The organism is Marinilactibacillus sp. 15R (assembly GCF_001895285.1).
GTDB lineage: Bacteria > Bacillota > Bacilli > Lactobacillales > Carnobacteriaceae_A > Marinilactibacillus > Marinilactibacillus piezotolerans.
Genome location: NZ_CP017761.1, coordinates 290,013 through 310,119, shown reverse-complemented (window position 1 = coordinate 310,119; position 20,107 = coordinate 290,013). Strand labels below are relative to the sequence as shown.

Annotated in this window: 17 protein-coding genes; 12 read left to right on the top strand and 5 right to left on the bottom strand. The window is 34.7% G+C overall.

What is annotated here, in order from left to right:
* Positions 1–25: 25 nt before the first annotated feature.
* Positions 26–646 carry a hypothetical protein gene (locus BKP56_RS01380; RefSeq protein ID WP_143744913.1) on the top strand — a complete coding sequence of 207 codons (621 nt, stop codon included), beginning with the start codon at positions 26–28 and terminating at the stop codon, positions 644–646.
* A gap of 65 nt (positions 647–711) precedes the next feature.
* Here BKP56_RS01380 and BKP56_RS01375 read toward each other — a convergent pair whose 3' ends face one another.
* Entirely contained in the window at positions 712–1,314 is a 603-nt protein-coding gene (locus tag BKP56_RS01375) for a hypothetical protein (protein ID WP_072693396.1), read from the bottom strand.
* Between the two features lie 179 nt (positions 1,315–1,493).
* On the opposite strand from BKP56_RS01375, the gene BKP56_RS01370 reads away from it, so the two are divergent.
* On the top strand, positions 1,494–2,405 hold the full coding sequence (locus BKP56_RS01370) for a DUF4349 domain-containing protein (RefSeq protein WP_072693395.1): 912 nt from the start codon (positions 1,494–1,496) through the stop codon (positions 2,403–2,405).
* Between the two features lie 203 nt (positions 2,406–2,608).
* The gene (locus BKP56_RS01365) at positions 2,609–3,139 is read left to right on the top strand and encodes an ATP-binding cassette domain-containing protein (protein ID WP_072693394.1); all 531 of its coding nucleotides are present in this window, start codon (positions 2,609–2,611) and stop codon (positions 3,137–3,139) included.
* A 160-nt stretch (positions 3,140–3,299) separates the two neighbouring features.
* Here BKP56_RS01365 and BKP56_RS01360 read toward each other — a convergent pair whose 3' ends face one another.
* A complete protein-coding gene (locus BKP56_RS01360; RefSeq protein WP_072693393.1) occupies positions 3,300–3,518 on the bottom strand; it encodes a helix-turn-helix transcriptional regulator in 219 nt (72 codons plus the stop codon).
* A complete protein-coding gene (locus BKP56_RS01355; protein WP_072693392.1) occupies positions 3,519–3,830 on the bottom strand; it encodes a DUF6442 family protein in 312 nt (103 codons plus the stop codon).
* 271 nt (positions 3,831–4,101) lie between these two features.
* Here BKP56_RS01355 and BKP56_RS01350 point away from each other — a divergent pair, with 271 nt between their 5' ends.
* From BKP56_RS01350 to BKP56_RS01315, 9 genes are all read left to right on the top strand, one after another.
* Positions 4,102–5,562, top strand: a complete 1,461-nt coding sequence (locus BKP56_RS01350; protein WP_072693391.1) for a DUF5050 domain-containing protein — start codon at positions 4,102–4,104, stop codon at positions 5,560–5,562.
* A 66-nt stretch (positions 5,563–5,628) separates the two neighbouring features.
* Entirely contained in the window at positions 5,629–5,802 is a 174-nt protein-coding gene (locus BKP56_RS13685; protein WP_156849195.1) for a hypothetical protein, read from the top strand.
* 151 nt (positions 5,803–5,953) lie between these two features.
* Positions 5,954–7,306, top strand: a complete 1,353-nt coding sequence (locus BKP56_RS01345; protein ID WP_072693390.1) for an ABC-three component system protein — start codon at positions 5,954–5,956, stop codon at positions 7,304–7,306.
* A 2-nt stretch (positions 7,307–7,308) separates the two neighbouring features.
* Positions 7,309–8,025, top strand: coding sequence for an ABC-three component system middle component 1 (locus BKP56_RS01340; protein ID WP_072693389.1), 717 nt, complete (start codon positions 7,309–7,311; stop codon positions 8,023–8,025).
* Positions 8,022–10,670, top strand: coding sequence for an AAA family ATPase (locus tag BKP56_RS01335; RefSeq protein ID WP_072693388.1), 2,649 nt, complete (start codon positions 8,022–8,024; stop codon positions 10,668–10,670). Before BKP56_RS01340 ends, BKP56_RS01335 begins: the two co-directional genes overlap by 4 nt.
* A gap of 323 nt (positions 10,671–10,993) precedes the next feature.
* The gene (locus BKP56_RS01330) at positions 10,994–12,616 is read left to right on the top strand and encodes a type I restriction-modification system subunit M (RefSeq protein WP_072693387.1); all 1,623 of its coding nucleotides are present in this window, start codon (positions 10,994–10,996) and stop codon (positions 12,614–12,616) included.
* Complete coding sequence (locus BKP56_RS01325) at positions 12,600–13,814, top strand: restriction endonuclease subunit S (protein WP_232226915.1); 1,215 nt, start codon at positions 12,600–12,602, stop codon at positions 13,812–13,814. Before BKP56_RS01330 ends, BKP56_RS01325 begins: the two co-directional genes overlap by 17 nt.
* Before the next feature lie 28 nt (positions 13,815–13,842).
* Positions 13,843–16,893, top strand: a complete 3,051-nt coding sequence (locus BKP56_RS01320; RefSeq protein ID WP_072693385.1) for a type I restriction endonuclease subunit R — start codon at positions 13,843–13,845, stop codon at positions 16,891–16,893.
* Positions 16,894–16,975: 82 nt separating this feature from the next.
* Positions 16,976–17,512: an AbiH family protein gene (locus BKP56_RS01315; RefSeq protein WP_072693384.1), complete on the top strand. Its 537-nt coding sequence runs from the start codon at positions 16,976–16,978 to the stop codon at positions 17,510–17,512.
* A gap of 130 nt (positions 17,513–17,642) precedes the next feature.
* On the opposite strand, the gene BKP56_RS01310 is transcribed toward BKP56_RS01315, so the two are convergent.
* Complete coding sequence (locus BKP56_RS01310; RefSeq protein ID WP_072693383.1) at positions 17,643–18,389, bottom strand: ATP-binding protein; 747 nt, start codon at positions 18,387–18,389, stop codon at positions 17,643–17,645.
* A complete protein-coding gene (gene istA / locus BKP56_RS01305; RefSeq protein ID WP_072693382.1) occupies positions 18,379–19,941 on the bottom strand; it encodes an IS21 family transposase in 1,563 nt (520 codons plus the stop codon). The genes BKP56_RS01310 and istA overlap by 11 nt, the downstream gene beginning before the upstream one ends.
* Positions 19,942–20,107: the final 166 nt, after the last annotated feature.

Sequence of the window (20,107 nt, the reverse complement as noted above, 5' to 3'; positions counted from 1 at the left end):
TAATCAGGTGATGGATCATCTTGAAGTGACGGAGGAGATGCAAGACAGCATCCTGTATGCCATCAGTAAATATGACTTTGACCTATCTGAACAATCAGAACCTCAGAAGAAAACTTTCCGGATGCCGAAACATACCCTGTCTGTGGTAACAGCCGTCTGTTGTATAGGGCTATTCATTTTCGGAAGCGTCCTGATCTACAATCAGAGCAGCCGAAACGATCAGACAGAAATAGCCAGCGAGGATTCAGCGCTAGAAAGTGCACCATCGAGTGATGTTTATGCTTCAAGAGCGGCATTGTCAGAAAGTGTCGGTTTTGAGGTAGAGAACATCCAAACAGTACCATTTGAGGTGAAGAGCCGTCAGTATACATCCGGAGAAGCGGGTCAAGCCATGATCGAATTCTTTGGGGCAGAAAATACTCTGACATTTATTAAAGAAGAAAGATTTTATGAATTTGGAGACGGAGAGAACTCCGCTGCGGTGACTGAGACAATAAAAGTTAACGGCGTAACCGTCAGCTTGTCAGGAGAAGAAAATCAAATTTACTTGGCTGAATGGCAAAACGATGGATTCAACTATCGTCTTCAATTCGACCAGCCGATCTCAGAATCAGCTCTCATAGAAGTAATCAACAGTATACAGTAAAGAAAAAATGAATATAGAAATAGACGCGATAGCCATTAAGAAGACTATCGCGCCAATAATACTCATTAAAATTTCTTTTTCGGATGCTTGTCGATGATCTCAGGATATTTTCCAAGCAGTGCCAGACCAGGAGAGGTCAGCTTGTATCCGCGAACAGAGAAAAGTGATTCTAATTCATCTTCCAAGTAAGCAGAACGTACACGCTGCATCAGCTTGCCTTTGGTCAAGTTGGAAAAGCCGGATCCGCCTCTTTTCTTCAGCAGATCTTTTAACTGAGCAGCGTTTAGGTAGGTCAGAGATTCAAAGGTAGACATCTCTTTAACATAATGTTTTTCCAATAATTCATCCAAGGCCTGCTCTGCATTGATACCGTAAGTATATTCGAAATATTTTGGAAAAGGACTTTCGTTGGTAAAAGTCGAGAAACTGATACGCCAAAGTAAAATCAGATAGCCAGGCAGAATCCCTTCTTCTAAACGCACCATGTTACGCTTAGGAACAAGCGACTCAGAACCAATCTCTACAGCTTCCAGCCACTCATCCAGGTTTCGGTTAGGAGAGATATAAGGTGCTTCTTCATGCTGGTCATACAAAGATAGTGCCTTTTGAACTGCTGGATCTTCTAAGTCCAAGTGACTGTTCTGTAATTCAATATGTTGTGTATTCATCTTTCGTCGCCTCCTGCTTGCTGTTTATTACAGTTTACTAGAGGAAAGCGCAGAAGACAACGCTAATGCAGAACGGAATAACAAAGGGGAAAAGTGTGGAACATTAACAGTAGATTTAATATGTTTACATGTTGAGGAATTATAAAACAGCATAACGATCATCATTAGGGGGAAAGAAAATGAGAAAAAGAATAGTATGGATAGCATTAGTAATTATAATGATCCTGTCAGCCTGTTCATCAAACGGTGACGGCGACATGGCAGAAGAATCAGCTGATTCAAGTGTTGAAATGTCCGATTCGGAAATGGCATCAGAACCTGGGTCTTCACCCTCAGAAAATACAGTGATAGAACCGAAAGAAGGAGCTTCCAACACCAATCAAAGTGGGGAATTGATTGGTGAAAAAGTCATCAAGACAGTATCTTTAGAATACGAGACCTTAGATTTTCAGCAGACAACCGACACAATCGAAGATCTGGCCGACCAGTTTGACGCATATATAGAATTTTCCAATGAAACAACTGATGAACCGGGTGGTATTTCCGGGCAACAATATAAAAGCATCAGCTACACACTGAGAGTGCCGACAGAATCGCTGACAGACTTTCTAAATGCCTTGGAAGACATGAAGGCTTATAAAAAGAGTGAGACAATCGGAACACAGGATGTCACGCAAACGTACCGCGATACAGAAGCCAGAATCGAAGTCCTCAGAAACAAGGAAGCACGGCTGACAGCTCTGCTGGAAGAAGCAGGGTCTATTGAAGACATTATTGAGTTGGAAAACAGCTTGAGCGAGACGATTCAAGAACGAGAATCGTTACAGGCTGTACTGGAAACATTTGACAGTCTGATCGATTATACTGAGGTACAGCTGTATGTTATGGAGCGTCCAAGCCTATCAGATTCCAGCGGTGATCATCTGCCATTTATCGACAGAGTGAGCGAAGCCTTTATGGAATCGATGTACGGATTCTTTTATTTCCTGCAATCCCTTCTGATCTGGATCATCTATGCCATTCCTTTCCTGATCGTGATTGGTTTGATAGGCGGTATTCTCTATTACGTTCATAAGAAGAGAAAGAAATAAGCCATACCGAATAATAAAATAAGGCAGCAATAAAGAGGCGTTTTTTTTCTAGAAAAGACGTCTCTTTACTTGTCCTACTAAACAATTAAATAAATAGCAGATTTTACAGTAAATATATATAACAAGTTATGTCAATAAGGTAGAATAACAAGTGTTAAAGGATGATTCGAAGAAAAGTTGCGGGGTAAAAGGGGAGAATGCTCATGGAAAAATCGAGGGAATATGCTATTGAAGTCAGGGGGCTGACGAAGCAGTTTGGTGATTTTAAAGCAGTAAAGAAAATAGATTTGAACATCGAAAAAGGCATGGTCTATGGGTTTTTAGGACCAAACGGAGCGGGGAAAACAACAACCGTGCGGATGCTGGCGACACTGCTTGAGATTGATGGGGGAACAGCTACGATCTTCGGATACGATGTGCAGACAGAACCGAAAAAAATCCGTCCGCGAATTGCTTTGACAGGACAGTATTCCTCGGTAGATGAAGACTTGACAGGAAAAGAAAATCTGGTCATGATCTGTCGATTGATGGGCTTTTCCAGAAAAGATTCAAAGAAGCGCGCGCTGGATCTGCTGGAAGCTTTTGGGTTATTTGATGCTGCAAACAAGCAGACAAATCAAGCACTATTAAAAAGGTGGGCATTTCTTAGCTTTTCCATACAGCTGCTGGAATCTTTCCGAAAATACACATGTGAAAATCGGCAAATGACGATAACCTTTGGAGGAACTAAGTAAGCCAATGCACATGCAATGGATGAATCCTTATTGATAATTATAGAGTTTGTTGAAATCATTTATAAGGCCAACCATATCAAAAGGTTAAATAAAAATAGCGTATTCCAACTATCTTGGATTTGTACCCAAAGTAATTGTTATACGCTTTTTTTATTTGCAGTTAGTCAAAATAGAATATCTCTTCAAAGGTTTTATCTAATGCGATACATAAAATTAAAGCAAGCTTTGCCGTCGGATTAAATTGCCCCGTTTCGATTGAACTGATAGTTTGTCTCGATACCCCTACTTCTTTAGCTAATGCACCTTGACTAAGATTTTTTTCAGCTCTAGCCACTTTCAAACGATTTTTTAAAATAAGGGAATCATTGTTAGTCTTCATCTAATAAACTCCGTATTGGCTGAGCAAGGCAGCAAAATTTAGAGCGACAGCAACTAAACTTATGACTCCGGTAACCAAGTGTTTTTTATTATGAATATTGGAATACTGATAAAATGATGCTGCTGCAAGTTGAGTCATTAGAATCAGCAATATATCGCTGACAGTTTCTTTATTGAGCATCCTTAATACAAGAATAAACAGTGTAACTAGTACTACACCAATCCATCCAATACGAAATGCATAGGTTTTAATAACCTTTTCTCGTTCGTCCTGTTCTTTTCTGGCTTTTTTTAGAATTTCTTGCTTATCCATATGAATTCCTCCTTAACCTTACTTTATCAAAACTTGAGTTATTTGACAAGTTTTATTGTCATTTTGTAGTTAAAACTTGTCGAAACATTGAATTGACTTTTTATTGTTTTGTATAAATTTTTCGTAACAAGTTATAAATAGAAATGTTCATATATTTATTAAAAAGCGGTTTCTACTGAGTAGTCTTTTTTGTTAAAATAGAATAAATTAAACATACCACAATCATTTTTCAATAAAAGATGAATAGACAATTGATAAACAGGAGGTTCGAATGAAACTATTCAAAGACTGGTCACATATTGTATTAAAAAGCACCGTATTTTTAGTTATTCCTATTGCACTATTGATGCACTTTTATTATGGCATTCGTTTTTTGGAAGCTGATGCACTGCAGTGGATTGTGTACCTTTTATACATATTATTGATTTACAGATGGACGATTGATATTTATAGAAAGATTCAGAAAAAAGTTGAAGTGCAATCTTTTTCTGGACTAGAACAGCTGATAACAAAATACAAATGGAAAGTGATTGAGCGCCGCGTTCACCGGCTGATCGTCAGACCTAGATTCGATTTTCCCTTCAATAAACTATTTAATGGAAAAGTTGAAGTCATCTACGCTAACCAGCAAGTCACAATGATCGGGCAGAAATATTACGTAGATATTTTAAAAAAGAATCTGCAAGGAAAAAACAGTTTTGCAAATGGGAAAATCGTGACGGGATTGAAGATTGCTTTTGTCCTTTTCATTTTAGCGGCACCGGTTCTTCAAGGAAGAAATCTGGTCTGGGAATGGAAGGTGTATCAGCATAATGCAGCTGCAGAATCTATGAGCACTGTTTCTGGACTGGATCACAATGGACTGGGGAATACTGTAGAAAACACTAATAACTACGGATACGCCGTAGAAAATGAAGATCATGTATTTTACGTTGAAGACAGTTTGAATCTCGTTCGAACAAATCAGTTATTTGAACAGAAAACGTATCTATCTGAACAGACACAGGGTATAGGGATAGATGAACTGAATATTGTGGGAGAATGGCTGTATTACACCAGAGGAGAGGAACTGATCCGCAGTCGATTCGACGGGTCGGAACGAGAGATTATTTATAACTTGAGCTACTCATCTGATATACATATATACGAAAACTGGATTTATTTTATTAATTTCAACGAGGATAGCGCTCTCTACAAAATGGATTTGAACGGCGGTCAGCTGCAGAAAATGATGGATGGAGAAATCCAGGACCTGGCTCTGTATGGTGAGTTCTTATATGTCAGCCATCAGAACGAAGCAGGTCAATCGGTTGTTGAGCGCATGACGCTGGACGGACAGTATACAGATGTAGTGTTAGAAGCATCAGCAAGAGCGCTTGTTAAGCGAGAAGACGAGTATTACTATGTTGGGGAAAATGATCGGTTATATCGGAATCAGTTGAATAGTAGCACACACCCGGAGCTGATTATCGATGAGCGGGTGGCATACTATACGATTCATGAGAACCAGCTTTACTATAGCCCTTATCAGGCGGAAATGGGACACGAAGGAAAGGGGATCTATCAAACTGACCTCTCAGGCGCAGAACCTGCTCGAAAACTGTCAGAAGATACAATTGAAGGACTGTTCAAAATAAAAAGTGCCCTTTTATATAATGCTGTGAATGAACAATCGGGAGAATCTACAGTTCAGCAATTGGATACTGAAACAGGAGAAAGCAAGACACTCTAAGAAATAGACGAAAAGAACAATCAGCATGTTTACACTGAATGCTTCAGTACTTGGGGGAGAATAAGGATGAATAAATATCGTAACTGGATCGAGATAGCTGTCAGGAGTACTATTTTCATGCTTTTGCCAGCATACTTGCTGCTATTTTTAATTTATCGGTTGCTGTTCAATGCAGATTTAGACGTTTACTGGTTAGCACTGATTCCAATCTGGTGGATGACAAGCTCGCGACCAAGTTAAATATTACAAACGAATCAATCTATTAATACGATGTTTAGATAGAGAAGTATAGATTAATTATATAAACAGTATTAAAAGTATGTATGAAACAGTAGATACCTATTAACATAAACATAGAATCTGAAGATTTAATAATCAAAGGAGGAATACCTTGGACAATAGAAATGCAACAGCGAGTTGGAGTGGATATTTACATCAAGGAAAAGTGGGTATGTTTTTATCACTTCAAAAAATAAATGACTGTCTTTTAAATGATAAAGATTTTAATAGAATAACGATGGAATATGAATCAGCAGAAGATATTGATTTAAAACTAGGCAATGTAGTAATATCCAGACATCAAGTTAAAGCATATAAGAATGCAGAATATCCTAATGATTATATTGATGTATTGTCAAAGCAAAAATATGAGATTGAAAATGGAAAAAGAAAGTTAATCCAAAAAGGATTTCAAATAATGAAATACAATGAACAATCAGGCGAGTACGAATTAGAAGTAGACGAAGAAAGCAGGTTTTTGCATGTGATAAATGAAGTTAAAGGATTTAACATGGATAAAGTTGAGTTTGAAAGTACTTATAAACGGTCGAAGTATGTACCTAACGATAACAATATAAAACTATATAAATACCCTGATGGAAAAGATTTTTGCCCCTTACGCAAAGACGACAATGACAATTTAAAAGAGTTTTGTATTAAAGAAATTGAAAAAATCTTACACTCGCAAGATCACATATATAAAAATGATAGAAGCCATTGTGAATATATATATTATGAGCTTTTAAACCTATTAGATACTGAAATAAGGATTAATCACATAGAGGGAAAATATCCAAAAATTTTATTTGAAGATATTATTAATATTGTTACTAGTATAGAAAAAAAGAAAAATCAAGCTTTAAATATTATTAGAAGATCATTTGTAGAATGCTGGGATAAATTTGTATATGATCTAGAAATTAATAATATAACTGTTTCTGATGAACATTTTAGAAAAACTGAAAGTGTTATTAAAGATTTGAACTATCTAGATGACGCACAGTTCATAGAATTTCTCATGAAAATTAATATTCACAGAGTTATTGTGCCGGACGAAATTACGCCAGAAGATGTTCCGAAAATTTGTTCAGTAGATGCCTTTAATGAAATATTCTACAGTATCTTAATACAAGTAGATTCTCTTGAATTTGATAAGAATATTGTGGGGTATGATTTTGGAGAAGGATATCTTTTAACTCTAATTAATCAAAAGCCTGCTCGGATTGGGTCATTGTTGAATGATTTAATAAGTAAAAAATATTCAGTAGAGAAAATTTACAATGAAAAATACTTAATTAATGGCCATATTGATAACCATTTCATAGGAGAAAAGATTGATGAGGTTGCAGCCACGAATAGTGTAAATTGGAATCGAGAGGTTAGTTTAGATAATATATTTTACTTATCAAAAATGCACTTAATTAAGGTTGAGACGGCAATAGAAAAATTAAATGAGGAGAGTTAAAAATGTTAAAATATATTGAAAAAATAGTTAAAGAGTATAAAATCAAAACCTTAGATAAACAGGAAAGTTATAATTACTATGGTAACAATTCTGATTACTATATAGTATCTGAGTATAATTTTAAAGACTTTATTGACTTTTTTAACTCTGAAAAAACTAATAAAATTGTGGACGACTTTTTGTTTAAAAGTAAGAATAATAATGACTATATAAAAAATACTTCACTAATTATCTTGTTGAAAGTTAGTGATATAAAATATTTTATTGAAAATTATAAAAATCAAATGATGGCAGTAGAAGAAGATGAATACTTTTTTAGAAAGTATATAATAATTTATACTCAATCTGGTGTAGATGAATTAAATGATCTCTCTCTCAGCACTTTATTTGAAATGTTAGAGAAGCCTAGTAACATAGATAAGTTTGAAGTGGATACTTACTTTAGTGATGAATATTTTATAAATATGCAATTAGCAATCAAGCTTCCTTTTGTAACTATCCCAAAAAAAACAAGTAAATTTATATCTATGCAAGATAAAATAGATATTGCTATTAAAGAGAATATAGGTGCTACCAATATATTGAATGACTTTTGGGAGATCAAAAATATTAACAGTGATAACTTTTATAATAAATTTGAAGAAGAATTTCTTGACGAGAATAGTGAAGGGGAATTGTTGAAAGAAGTATATAAAATATTTAAGGACGGTGGAATATGATTATAAAAAAGGTATATATTAGTAATTTTAAAGGTATAAAGAATAAGATTATACTTGATTTTAGTGATAAAACTTCTTTACTCGTAGGTCCAAATGGGTTCGGTAAAACTACAATATTCGATGCAATTGAATTGGCTTTTACAGGGAAGATTCATCGTACAGATATATTAAAGGTAACGAAAGATAATAAAAATTACAAGAAGCCATTTTTTCAAAATGATGAAAACAAAGATGTAATAATAAAAGTTTGGTTAGAAAATGAGGATCAAGAACAATTAGTTATCGTTAAATTCTTTGATAAGGACTACTATCGAAAAAACCAGGTAACTGAAAGAAAAAATAAACCAAGTGACTTTTCTATTTTTAAGACATATACGGAAGATCCAAAAAAATTCGACAATGATGAATATAGTTCTGAAAATAGTAAAGTAATAGAGGATAAAGAAATTGAAAAATTTTTAAAGATTAGTGACAACCTTTTTAATGTTGAGAAAATTTACAAACTGTTTAATTATTTACAACAAGAAGAGACAACATATTTCTTGAAACAATCAGAAGAAAACAGGAAAAGGTCTTTAGGATTTTTATTTCAAACAAGTAAACAAGAAAATGAGTTAAAAAATATTTCTGAAGCAATAACGAAGCTAGATTCGATTTATGAATCTCTAGATAAAAAGATAGCGAGTTATAAAACAGCAGAATCATACAAGAAAGAGGAATATTATAAGTTAATAAAGGGAAAAGATATTGAATTCGATCAAGAAACGTTATTTGTAAATGAAAGTATAGTAGATTTAGAAGTAAAATACAAAAAATATACTGATGAAATTAATAAGATTATAGATTTTAAACAAAATTTTTCACCCAAAGAGTATCAAAAGAGAAATAAACTGAATTATATAGAAAATGTATTAAAGCAAGAAAATTTGTTAAATTATGTGGCTCTTAAAAATTACACTAATGAGAACACGATGAGTCTATTAGATAAAGAATATAGATACTTAAATAATAAACAATACGTAAAAAGTTTTATTTTAGAAAAATATTTTAATAAGGTTAGTTACTTAGAAAAAGAAAAAGTTCAATATAACCTCTATCGAGATTATATTAAACATTTAGAAAACGATGTATATAATGAGGATACAAAAAAGATTCAGGAAATTTGTAATAAAATATTTCCTGAAAAAACTAAAAGTTTGCTTGAAAAATTAGACGAATTATTGTTAATTCAAAAAATGGTCCAAGTGAATGATAATTCACTACAGAAAATTTTAGAAAATCGAAAGACAATTCATTATGAATATCACCAAAACCCTGACTTGAATGATAAGGGTATGTGTCCATATTGTGGTAAAAGTTGGGAATCAACAGAACTTGATCAAAAATTTATTGAAACAGAATCTATTATAAGTGATCTTATGAATATACAAAGCCGTAGAGCAATGGAATTGAAAAATCAGATAAAGAAAGCATATATAGATCCTATGTTAAGTATAATAAAAGAAAAGAGCGAAAATCTGACACTTATTGATGATGAAGTATTAGCGACTATTAAACAAATTGCAAATGCCAAATTAAACATTGATCATATGTACAAATTAACAGAAGGTTTTCGATTTGATGATAATATAAATGTTTTAGAATTAGACTCGAATGGATTAAATTTAATTTGTAATAAGGTTAAAAACTATATAGAAAGCAAAACATTAGTTAGTAGAGACTTATATGATGTGATTACGAGATTGAATACAATTTCTTTTAGTGAAGAGCTAAAATTTATTAAGAAATGTTTAGATGATTTAGATTTGAATGATTTTTCTTTACAGATTGATAGCAACCAACAGAAGTCTTTATTGGATCTTAAAAGTGTTACGAGATCATTTGATCAAAAGCTAACACAATCTAAGGAAAGGTTTAAATTTAGCCACGAAAAAGTGATTGATCTTGAAGGAATATATGATTTTTATTTTGACAATAATAGTCATAGATTTGAAGAAGTAACGATAGATCAAATAACAAAGAAAAAAAGATATATTCATAATCAGTATAAGTGGAAGTTAAATAAAAAAGTTAGTCGCATTGAAGAAAGAATGGATGTTATTCAATCTATGTTAGTTGAATTTGGAAAATTTAAAAAGGTATATGGAGATGAAATTACTTCCTATAAAAAAGAAATGATAGAAAGAATAAAATTCCCATTTTATCTATATACAGCAAAAATACTACAGAACTATCAACAAGGGTTTGGTATATTCTTGTCTACCTTGAAAAAGGATGACTCCATAAGATTTATAACAGATCCGACTACAGATCATGATGCTATGCACCATTTAAGTTCTGGACAAATAGCTGTAATATCACTTGCTTTTACACTAGCGATAAATAAAACATACAATATATCAAATAATTTAAAGTTTCTAGTAATAGATGATCCAATTCAAGATATGGATTCATTAAATATACATTCATTTATAGAATTGTTAAAGTATGAATTTAGTAGAGAATATCAAATTATACTCTCAACACACAAAGATTTTAGCGCTATGTACACTAAATACAAATTTGAGCGGTTAGAAGGAAATGGAGTAAAAGTAATAAACGTTCAAAATTTACTTCATAAATCTATTGAAATGTCAGATGATTAAATAAAGGAAGCTAACAACTAAAAAATGATAATCAAGTAGAATAGTATTTATTATGATTCTGCTTGATTTTCTATTATTGCAACTTAATAGTATTAGATGAAGCACGGTTGTCTTTTATCATTTCTATTCAATTTGGCTTTACTGTTGTTACTATTTGTAAGGATAAGTAGGCAAACTGTATGTTCGTTGGGCCTAATCAAACAGAAAAACTATTTGTATATCCCCAAATAGGTACAAAGTAAAATTTAAATATTGCAATATTTGTTTTATAATAAAAGAATGTAGCAAGTTAATCATTAAAGCAAATAGAGGAGTAACTTATAATGGCAAACCAGAATCCGAAAACAATTTATCAGTCACTATGGAACAGTGCGGATATCCTGCGCTCCAAAATGGATGCAAGTGAGTATAAAAACTATACATTAGGGTTAATTTTCTACAAATACTTATCAGACAACATGCTGCATCATGCGGCAGAATTATTGGAAGAAGAGGTCACTGATCTAAACGAAGCACAGCAAGTGTACGCTGATGCTTTTAACGATCCTGAAATCAAAGAAGACTTGATCGATGAATTGAAATTTGATTTTTCTTACGCCTTAGAACCAAATCTCACGTTTACGGCTTTGATGCAATCGATTTATAAAGGGAAATTTCAATTAGAAGATTTAGCGCAAGGATTTCGCAATATTGAACAGAGCAGCGAACTGTTTGAAAATTTATTTGAAGATGTAGATTTGTATTCCAGAAAATTAGGGGCTACACCGCAAAAGCAAAATCAAGTAATCTCCGATGTTATGAAAGAGCTAGCTACGCTAGATATGGCACATCAAGGAGACATTTTAGGGGATGCATATGAGTACCTGATCGGTCAATTTGCTTCAGATTCTGGGAAAAAAGCTGGAGAGTTTTATACACCGCAAGCTGTTTCTAGTTTAATGACACAAATCGTTGTTCAAGGAAAAGAAGATCAAAAAGGATTTTCCGTTTACGATCCGACTATGGGATCAGGTTCACTCTTATTAAACGTCAAAAAATATACGAATGAACCAGGTACCGTTAATTACTTTGGTCAAGAATTAAATACTTCTACTTATAACTTAGCTCGTATGAATATGTTTCTTCATAAAGTAGACGTAGCGAATCAGCATTTAAGCAATGCAGATACATTAGATGCAGACTGGCCTACAGAAGAACCAACGAACTTTGATGCAGTACTGATGAATCCACCTTATAGTGCAAAATGGACAGCAGATAAAGGCTTTTTAGACGAACCGCGCTTTTCAATGTACGGAGTACTAGCGCCTAAATCTAAAGCCGACTTTGCTTTCTTATTACATGGATATTACCACTTAAAAGATTCAGGTGTAATGGCTATCGTATTACCCCATGGTGTTTTATTCAGAGGAGCAGCAGAAGGCAAAATCCGTAAAATCTTGCTTGAAAATGGCGCAATCGATACAGTGATTGGATTGCCGGCAAACATTTTCTTTAATACAAGTATTCCAACAACCGTTATTATTCTAAAGAAAAATCGTGAAAATAAAGATGTTTTATTTATCGACGCTTCAAATGAATTCACAAAAGAAAAAAATCAAAACAAGTTAGAAGAAAAGCATATTGAAAAAATATTAAATACCTACAAAGAGCGTAAAGATATTGAAAAGTATTCCCATGCAGCAACTTATGATGAGATTGTAGAGAATGATTTTAACTTAAACATTCCAAGATATGTGGATACGTTTGAAGAAGAAGAACCTATTTCGTTAGCTGAAGTAGCACAAGACATGAAAGAAGTGCAAAAAGAAATTGCCGAATCAAATGCGGCATTAGCTCAAATGGTACAAGAATTAACTGCATCAAATGACGAAGCTCAGCAAGAATTAAATCAATTCATTGAACTCCTAGGCTTTAATGATGTGCAAGGCGGTGGACAATTTGAGTAGTAAAAGTCCTGAAATTAGATTTAACGGATTTACTGACGATTGGGAACAGCGTAAGTTATCAAAAGTGGTTAATGTAATGGATGGAGATAGAGGCAAAAATTATCCGTCAAAAGATGACTTCTCAAACAAAGAGCATACATTATTTTTGAGCGCAAATAATGTAACAAAGGAAGGTTTTTCATTTAAGAAAAATCAATATATTACTGAAGAAAGATCAAATGCTCTGGGTAATGGAAAACTTAAACACAATGACATTATACTTACTTCTCGTGGCTCAGTGGGGCATATTGCTTGGTATAGTAGGGAAGTTGAATCTAAAGTTCCTCATGCTCGTATCAATTCGGGAATGTTAATACTTCGATCGAATAATAATATTGAAGCAAATTTTATCTCTCAATATTTAAAATCACCAATTGGAAAACGTCAAATTGATTTAATTAGTTTCGGTTCAGCACAACCCCAGTTGACAAAAAAAGATGTTTCAAATTACAACATTTCTTTACCAGATAGACAAGAACAGCTTAAGCTTGGGAAATTTTTCACTGATTTAGATAAAACTATCGCTCTTCATCAACGTGAGTTAGATAACTTGATCAAAAGTAAAAAAGGGTTTCTTCAAAAAATGTTTCCGAATAATAATGAAAGTACTCCTGAAATTCGGTTTGAAGAGTTTGGTGAACCATGGAAAAAATATGAACTTGGATCATTAATAGAGTATGAACAACCTTCGAAATATATTGTGAAATCAACTGATTATGATAACAGTTTTAAAACTCCAGTTTTAACAGCTGGAAAAAGTTTTGTCTTGGGATATACAAATGAAACAGAAGATATAAAGATGGCAAGTGCTTCAAATCCTGTAATCATATTTGACGATTTTACAACAGGATCTCATTATGTTGACTTTCCTTTTAAAATCAAGAGCTCAGCTATGAAATTACTAAGCCAAAGAACAGAAGGAAATGATTTTTACTTTCTGTATTATATTTTAAAAAATATTTCGTATGTTCCGCAAAGTCACGAGCGTCATTGGATATCGAAATTTTCAGAATTCAGTGTAAAAATACCGTGTTATAATGAGCAACTAAAAATTGGTTCCTTTTTCAAACAACTTGATGACAGTATCAATCTTCATCAACAACACATAGAAAAGCTTAAACAAACCAAAAAAGCATTCTTACAAAAAATGTTCGTATAACTAATCAGTAGAGGAACGAGGTGAAACAATGGCAAATTTTACAGCTGAACAAGTACTGGAAGATAACTTAATTAAAAAGTTGATTAGCGGAGATTCGCAGTGGACTTATCGGGATGACTTGCATACTGAAGAGGAGCTATGGGAGAATTTCCGCCATAAGTTGGAGCTGAATAATAAAAGTACTTTAGATGGCAATCCGTTGACTGAACAAGAATTTAAACAAGTTCAAAACCAGCTGTTGTTTCCAAGTTTTTATGCGGCCGCGAAATGGCTGGCTGGAGAGAATGGTATTGCCAAAGTGCAAGTTCAAAGAGAAGATGCTGCTTTAGGAACCATTCGATTAAATGTCATCAATCGCCAAGATGTTGCGGGCGGGATGTCTTCTTATGAAGTGATCAATCAATTTAAGTCAGATAAGAGGTCCATTGAAGATATGAATCGTCGGTTTGATGTGACGCTGTTGATCAATGGTTTGCCGATGATTCACATCGAATTGAAGAATCGTGCCCATCCTTATATGGATGCGTTCAGACAAGTGAAGAAGTATTTAAAAGAAGGAAAATTTACAGGAATTTATTCTTCGCTTCAAATGTTTGTGGTGACGAACGGAACAGATACCCGTTATATTGCTTCTGCACAAGATACGAAGTTGAATGAACAGTTTTTAACGAAGTGGGTTAATAACCAAAACCAGCCAGTAAATGACTACCTAGAATTTGCGGAAGAAGTATTATCCATTCCAATGGCACATAAAATGGTTACGCAATATACAGTGATTGATCGAGATAAAAAAGCGTTGATTCTGCTGCGTCCGTATCAAATTCATGCCATAGAGGCAGTTAAACAAGCGTCTCGTAACCAAAAATCAGGATATGTATGGCATACAACCGGTTCGGGTAAAACATTGACCTCTTATAAAGTGGCTCGGAATTTGTTGCAAATTCCTTCACTGCAAAAAACAATTTTTATTGTCGACAGAGTAGATTTGGACCAGCAAACCTCTGCGTCCTTCACTTCATATGCAGAAAATGACGTCATCAACATTGACGAAACAGAAAATGTAAATGATTTGATCAAAAAATTGCTTTCTGATGACCGCACAGTCATTATCACGACGATTCAAAAGCTAAATTTTGTGATGAAACGATTCGCCCATCAAGAAGGGTCGAAAAAGCATACCCAGTTAACTCAGTTGAAAATTGCTTTTGTCGTAGATGAATGTCACCGTGCTGTTAGTCCCGCAAAGCAAAGAGAAATTGAAGAGTTTTTCGTTCATTCTTTATGGTACGGATTTACAGGGACACCGATCTTTTTTGAAAATGCTAAAAAAGTGGTCGGAGACTTGCCCAGAACAACAGCGAAACAATACGGAGACCGACTGCATGAATATACCGTTAAAGAAGCAATTAATGACCATGCCGTACTTGGGTTTCAAGTGGAGTATAAATCGACGTTTTCTGAAGAAGAGTTAGATGGTGCCGTAATGGAACTCTCCGGTAGAAATGAACTAGACATGGGAGATATGAGCTCAGAAGACAAAGAAGCTTGGCTGCCTAAGTCTGTCTATGAAGATGAACGGCATATGCTGGAAGTCATTGACTCGATCATTAATAAGTCGCGTATGAAGTTGGGATTCCAAAAGGGATCTGGACAAACTTATAATGCTCTTTTGACGACTTCTTCTATTGCGCAAGCTCAGCGTTATTATGATTTATTTAAAATGGTCAAAGCAGGAGAAACAACCGTCACGATCGATGAAAAAACAAAACGGGTCTTGCCAGATTTTCCAAAAGTTGCCATCACGTATTCAATTAGTGAAAACGAAGAAGCATCCATTGCGAACCAAGAAAAAATGAAAGAATCACTAAGAGACTATAACGAAGAATTTGATACAAGTTATAAAATCGATACAATGCGTGCTTATAATCGAAACGTAAATGATAGACTATCTCGCAAAAAAGAAAAATATTTAGCGCGTGCGGAACAGTTGGATGTTGTTATCGTAGTCGATCGACTGCTTACCGGGTTTGATGCACCGTCTTTATCAACCTTGTTTATTGACCGGGCGCCGATGAAACCTCATGATTTGATCCAGGCATTTTCACGGACCAATCGTTTATTTGATAAACCGAAAAAATACGGACAGATCGTAACGTTCCAAACACCCACAACGTATGAACAAAAAGTAAAAGAAGCTTTGATTTTGTATTCTAACGGCGGAGAGAATGAAGTGCTTGCCCCAGAATGGGAAGAAGCAAAAGAAGCATTTATTGAAGCCATTACGGAATTAAAAGAATTGGTTGAAACACCGACCGAAGTAGACGGATTAAACCGAGCGGAACTTAAAAAATTCGTGAAAGCTTTCCAGAAACTAGATAAAACGTACGCTGCTGTTCAAGTATACACGGATTTTGATGTGGAACAGTTAGGTACAGAATTTCCAATTATTCCAGCTGAAATCGAAGAGTTTAACGGCAAGTATGTGAATGCCCTTGAAGAGTTGAAAGAGGATCCCAATGAAAAAGAACTCATTGAGATCAATATCGAATATGAACTAGAATCTGTGAAAACAGAAGAAATCAACTATGAGTACATTTTGCAGCTGATTCAAGCATTCGTGCCAAGCGGTGACGACGAATATGAATTGCTGGCTAGAGAAGACGCAAAAGCAACCGCTGAAGTGGATAAGTATATTGATGATCTGGCAAAAAACAACCCAAGATTAGCCGGAATCATGCAGAACCTTTGGGGCAACATTCGATTAAACCCAGAGAAATACCGTGATCAGAATATCTCTAACGTTTTAGAAGACGTCATCCAAAGCGAACAACAATACGTCATCGAAGACTTTTCACAAAAATGGCAAGTAAAGCAAGAAGAGCTGAGTTATGTAGTCGCCAACTACAGTCCTAAAAAAGACAAACAGAATGGCGAAAGCGAATTAAAAGAGTCTGCCAATTACTATGCCTACAAAGAAAAAGCTGAAAAACCAGTATCCAAACTAAAATACTGGAAACATGTACGTTCTGATTTTGAAGAAATAATGAAGAATGAGATCTTGCCGTTGCAACGGCGGTAAAGATTGTAACAAATATTAATTTATTTTAGTACTTATTAGACAATGATAAAACCTAACGTAGTCTGACTAGATCTCAGTTATTATGTATATAAAAGAAATACCTGAATTTTACTATGACCGGTTCTTTGAATGTATAGGTGATGAAGGGAAAGAAAGACATTTGGATAATAATTCAGAAAAAAATAGTAGTGATGGTACCAATCTGTTTGGTGAGAGAGAGAAAAAAGAAGATCAAAAAAGTAACTATGTCATAGTTGGAAATGGGTTTGATTTAAATTTAGGATTGAAGAGTTCATATAATAATTTTTTAGAAGAAACCATAAGGCAGTACAGACTTTATGACAATAATTTACTTTATGAATTCAACAATCTTTTTATCAAAGAATTTGATGGTAAAGAGTTAAACTGGTCTGATTTTGAAACGATTTTCGAAAATCAAATAATAGAAATAAATAAATCTTACATGCAAAGCAATAGTGATTATACAAATAATTTCAGAGTTGATAAAATTAACCGAAATTTGAGAGAGCTGGAAAAACTGTTCTATCATTATATAAAAAAAGAATATGAAAATTGGACAGAAAATAGAAAGAATAAAAAGAGTAAAATCAATAGGTGATTATTTCGTGCTTTCAGGACCTCCTTTTCGAAGTATTGAGTCTTACAATATCCAATAGCAGTCCATCAGTCCGTGCTTTGAGTCCGCTAAATAGCCACGCTGTGTGAGAGCGTGGCTAGTGAGTCATACTTTATTGATGATTATTTTGAGCAAGCTGTTCTCTCATATTTAATTGTCCAGTATCGAACCAGACTGCATTGTGAACGATTCTGTCCATGATTGCGTCCGCATGGACGCCTCCTCCTAATCTCTTATGCCAGTCTCCTTTACGAAATTGTGTACAGTAGATGGTGGAACCGGAGTCGTATCGACGCTCAATAATCTCGAATAAAAATTTTAGATCTTCTTCCGATACGTCGTCTAGCAGCCATTCATCAATAATGAGCAGACTATAATTGGAGAATTTAGTAATGAGGTTCGTTACACCTTTAGGTTTAAGCGTCGCTTCGTCTCGCTCAATTAACAAGTCAGGCAAGCGAATATAACGTGTACGGATCTCTTGCTTACAGGCTTCTCGTCCTAGAGCACAGGCGAGATACGTTTTTCCGGAACCTGTAAATCCTTGAAATATGATATTTCTTCTGTGGGTGACATAATTACAGGTTGCCAATTCTTGAAGTGTATGACGATCGATCTCTCGCTGTTCATAATAAACGGCAGAAAAATGAGCATCTTGAATGCGGAATTTAGATCGCTTGATCAATCCTTTTACTCGGCTATTGTATTTCTCTTGATACAGATAATCTATACTGAGCTGCAATCGTTCATCAAATGACAGGTAACGGGTATCATTCTCTATTTCTTGCATTTCTAAATGATCGACTAACTCACTTAAGTCCATTTTTCTTAATTTTCTTATGGATTCGTTATTTATCATTGTGTTTTCCTCCGTAGTAGTCTGCCCCTCTAACAAATCCCATGGATTCCGTATAAGTACTTTGAGCGTTTTCCATGGTCTTATTATTGGCAGGATTGGTTAATATAGCATTCAGCTGGCGATATTTTGGAGAGTAGACTTTCTCTAAAGCAACCTGGCAAGCTGTCTCTAAAGCAGCGTTCGAATATTTTTTAGATAGATTAAGAATAGATAAGCAAGACTGATATCCTTGTTCTTTGAGTAATAAATTCTCAAAGACACGCTGGATAACTTTGTGCGTATACGGACCAATCTTAAGGCCCCAATTTAACAACCGTTGGTCATTCCACTCGAGTTGGTTGAATTGGTCGGGGAGATGTTCTGGGGAAGTAGAGAAAGCATATTCTTTGTACTGAGGGAAACGTTTATGAGTCGCGATTCGTTCATCTTGGAAATAGATTTCTAGAAAATGATGGGTTACTTTTAAATCTACTTTCTTTTTAACGTATTGATAGGGGCAAGAGTAATGATTCTTTTGGTAAGAGATATGACAGTCCAATTTCACTTTTCTTCCATAAACCCATTCTGCAATTTCATAGGGGACAAGTGGCAATGGACGCAATTTAGCCTGTTCGGTTTCAGCAAAAATAAGCTGTCTGCTTCCTTCACGTTTTTGAAAAGGTGTTTCATTAAAAGCCGTCATTTTTTCGCGAATTGCGATCTTTAGATCACCCATAGAAGTAAATAGTTCATTCCTTAAAGAAGCAATAACAGCCGTTGCAATTTTACCCACTGCGCCCTCAACAGCTGCTTTTTGTTTTGGTTTTCGTACTTGAGCAGGCATAACAGCCATCACATAGTGATTCGCTAAGGCTTCATACTGCTCATTTAAGATAATGTCTCCTTCTTTTGGGTGGCTAATGACCCCTGTCTTCAAGTTATCACAAATCAATCTAACGGTTGTCCCACCAAAAAAGGCAAACATATTCATGTGACAATGAAGCCATGTGTTACTTTTCATATCGAGAGTGGGTTCAACATAGGTGTACTGACTATAAGGAAGGGTTCCTACAAATAAATAGACTTTCCTTAATTCGCCAGTAGCCGGATCCAATAATTGCATGGTAGCTCCACTCCAATCGACTTGAATAGAAACACCCGGCTTATGTGTTAAAGGATTCGTTAAACGGTACTGGTCAATGTGCTTTTGATAGTCTTCACAGAATTTTGTATAACCTACTGCAATACCGTTGGTATCGTTACACTGATCGACGTATTCTTGCCATAGAAGCTTGAGGGTAACCCCTACACTCTGAAGCTCCTTATGGATTTTATCGTATTCAGGTAGTGTGTATAACACTTCTGATTGATAGCGTTCAGGAAAGAATAAGCGATACGCTTCCTTGTCAGACAATTCCTTAATGTCTTCATATGAGAGATTTAGTTCATCTGCTCGTTTAAAGACATCACTAACTGAACTGCGACCTACTTTCTGAGTTTTAGCAATCATGTTTCGAGAAAATCCTTGATCTCGATACTGAATCACTCGTTTAACTGGGATTTTTCTAGCCATTAAAAATAGCCTCCTTCATGTATTTTAGAAGTAAGAACTTCTAAATTTACTATACACAAAAGAGACTGAAAAGTGGTCTTGAACTGCGAAATAGTGGTCTTGAACCGCGAATTTGATTAAAAAATAAGGTGGACTCAGTTCGTGAAACAGTGGACTCGAAATGGAT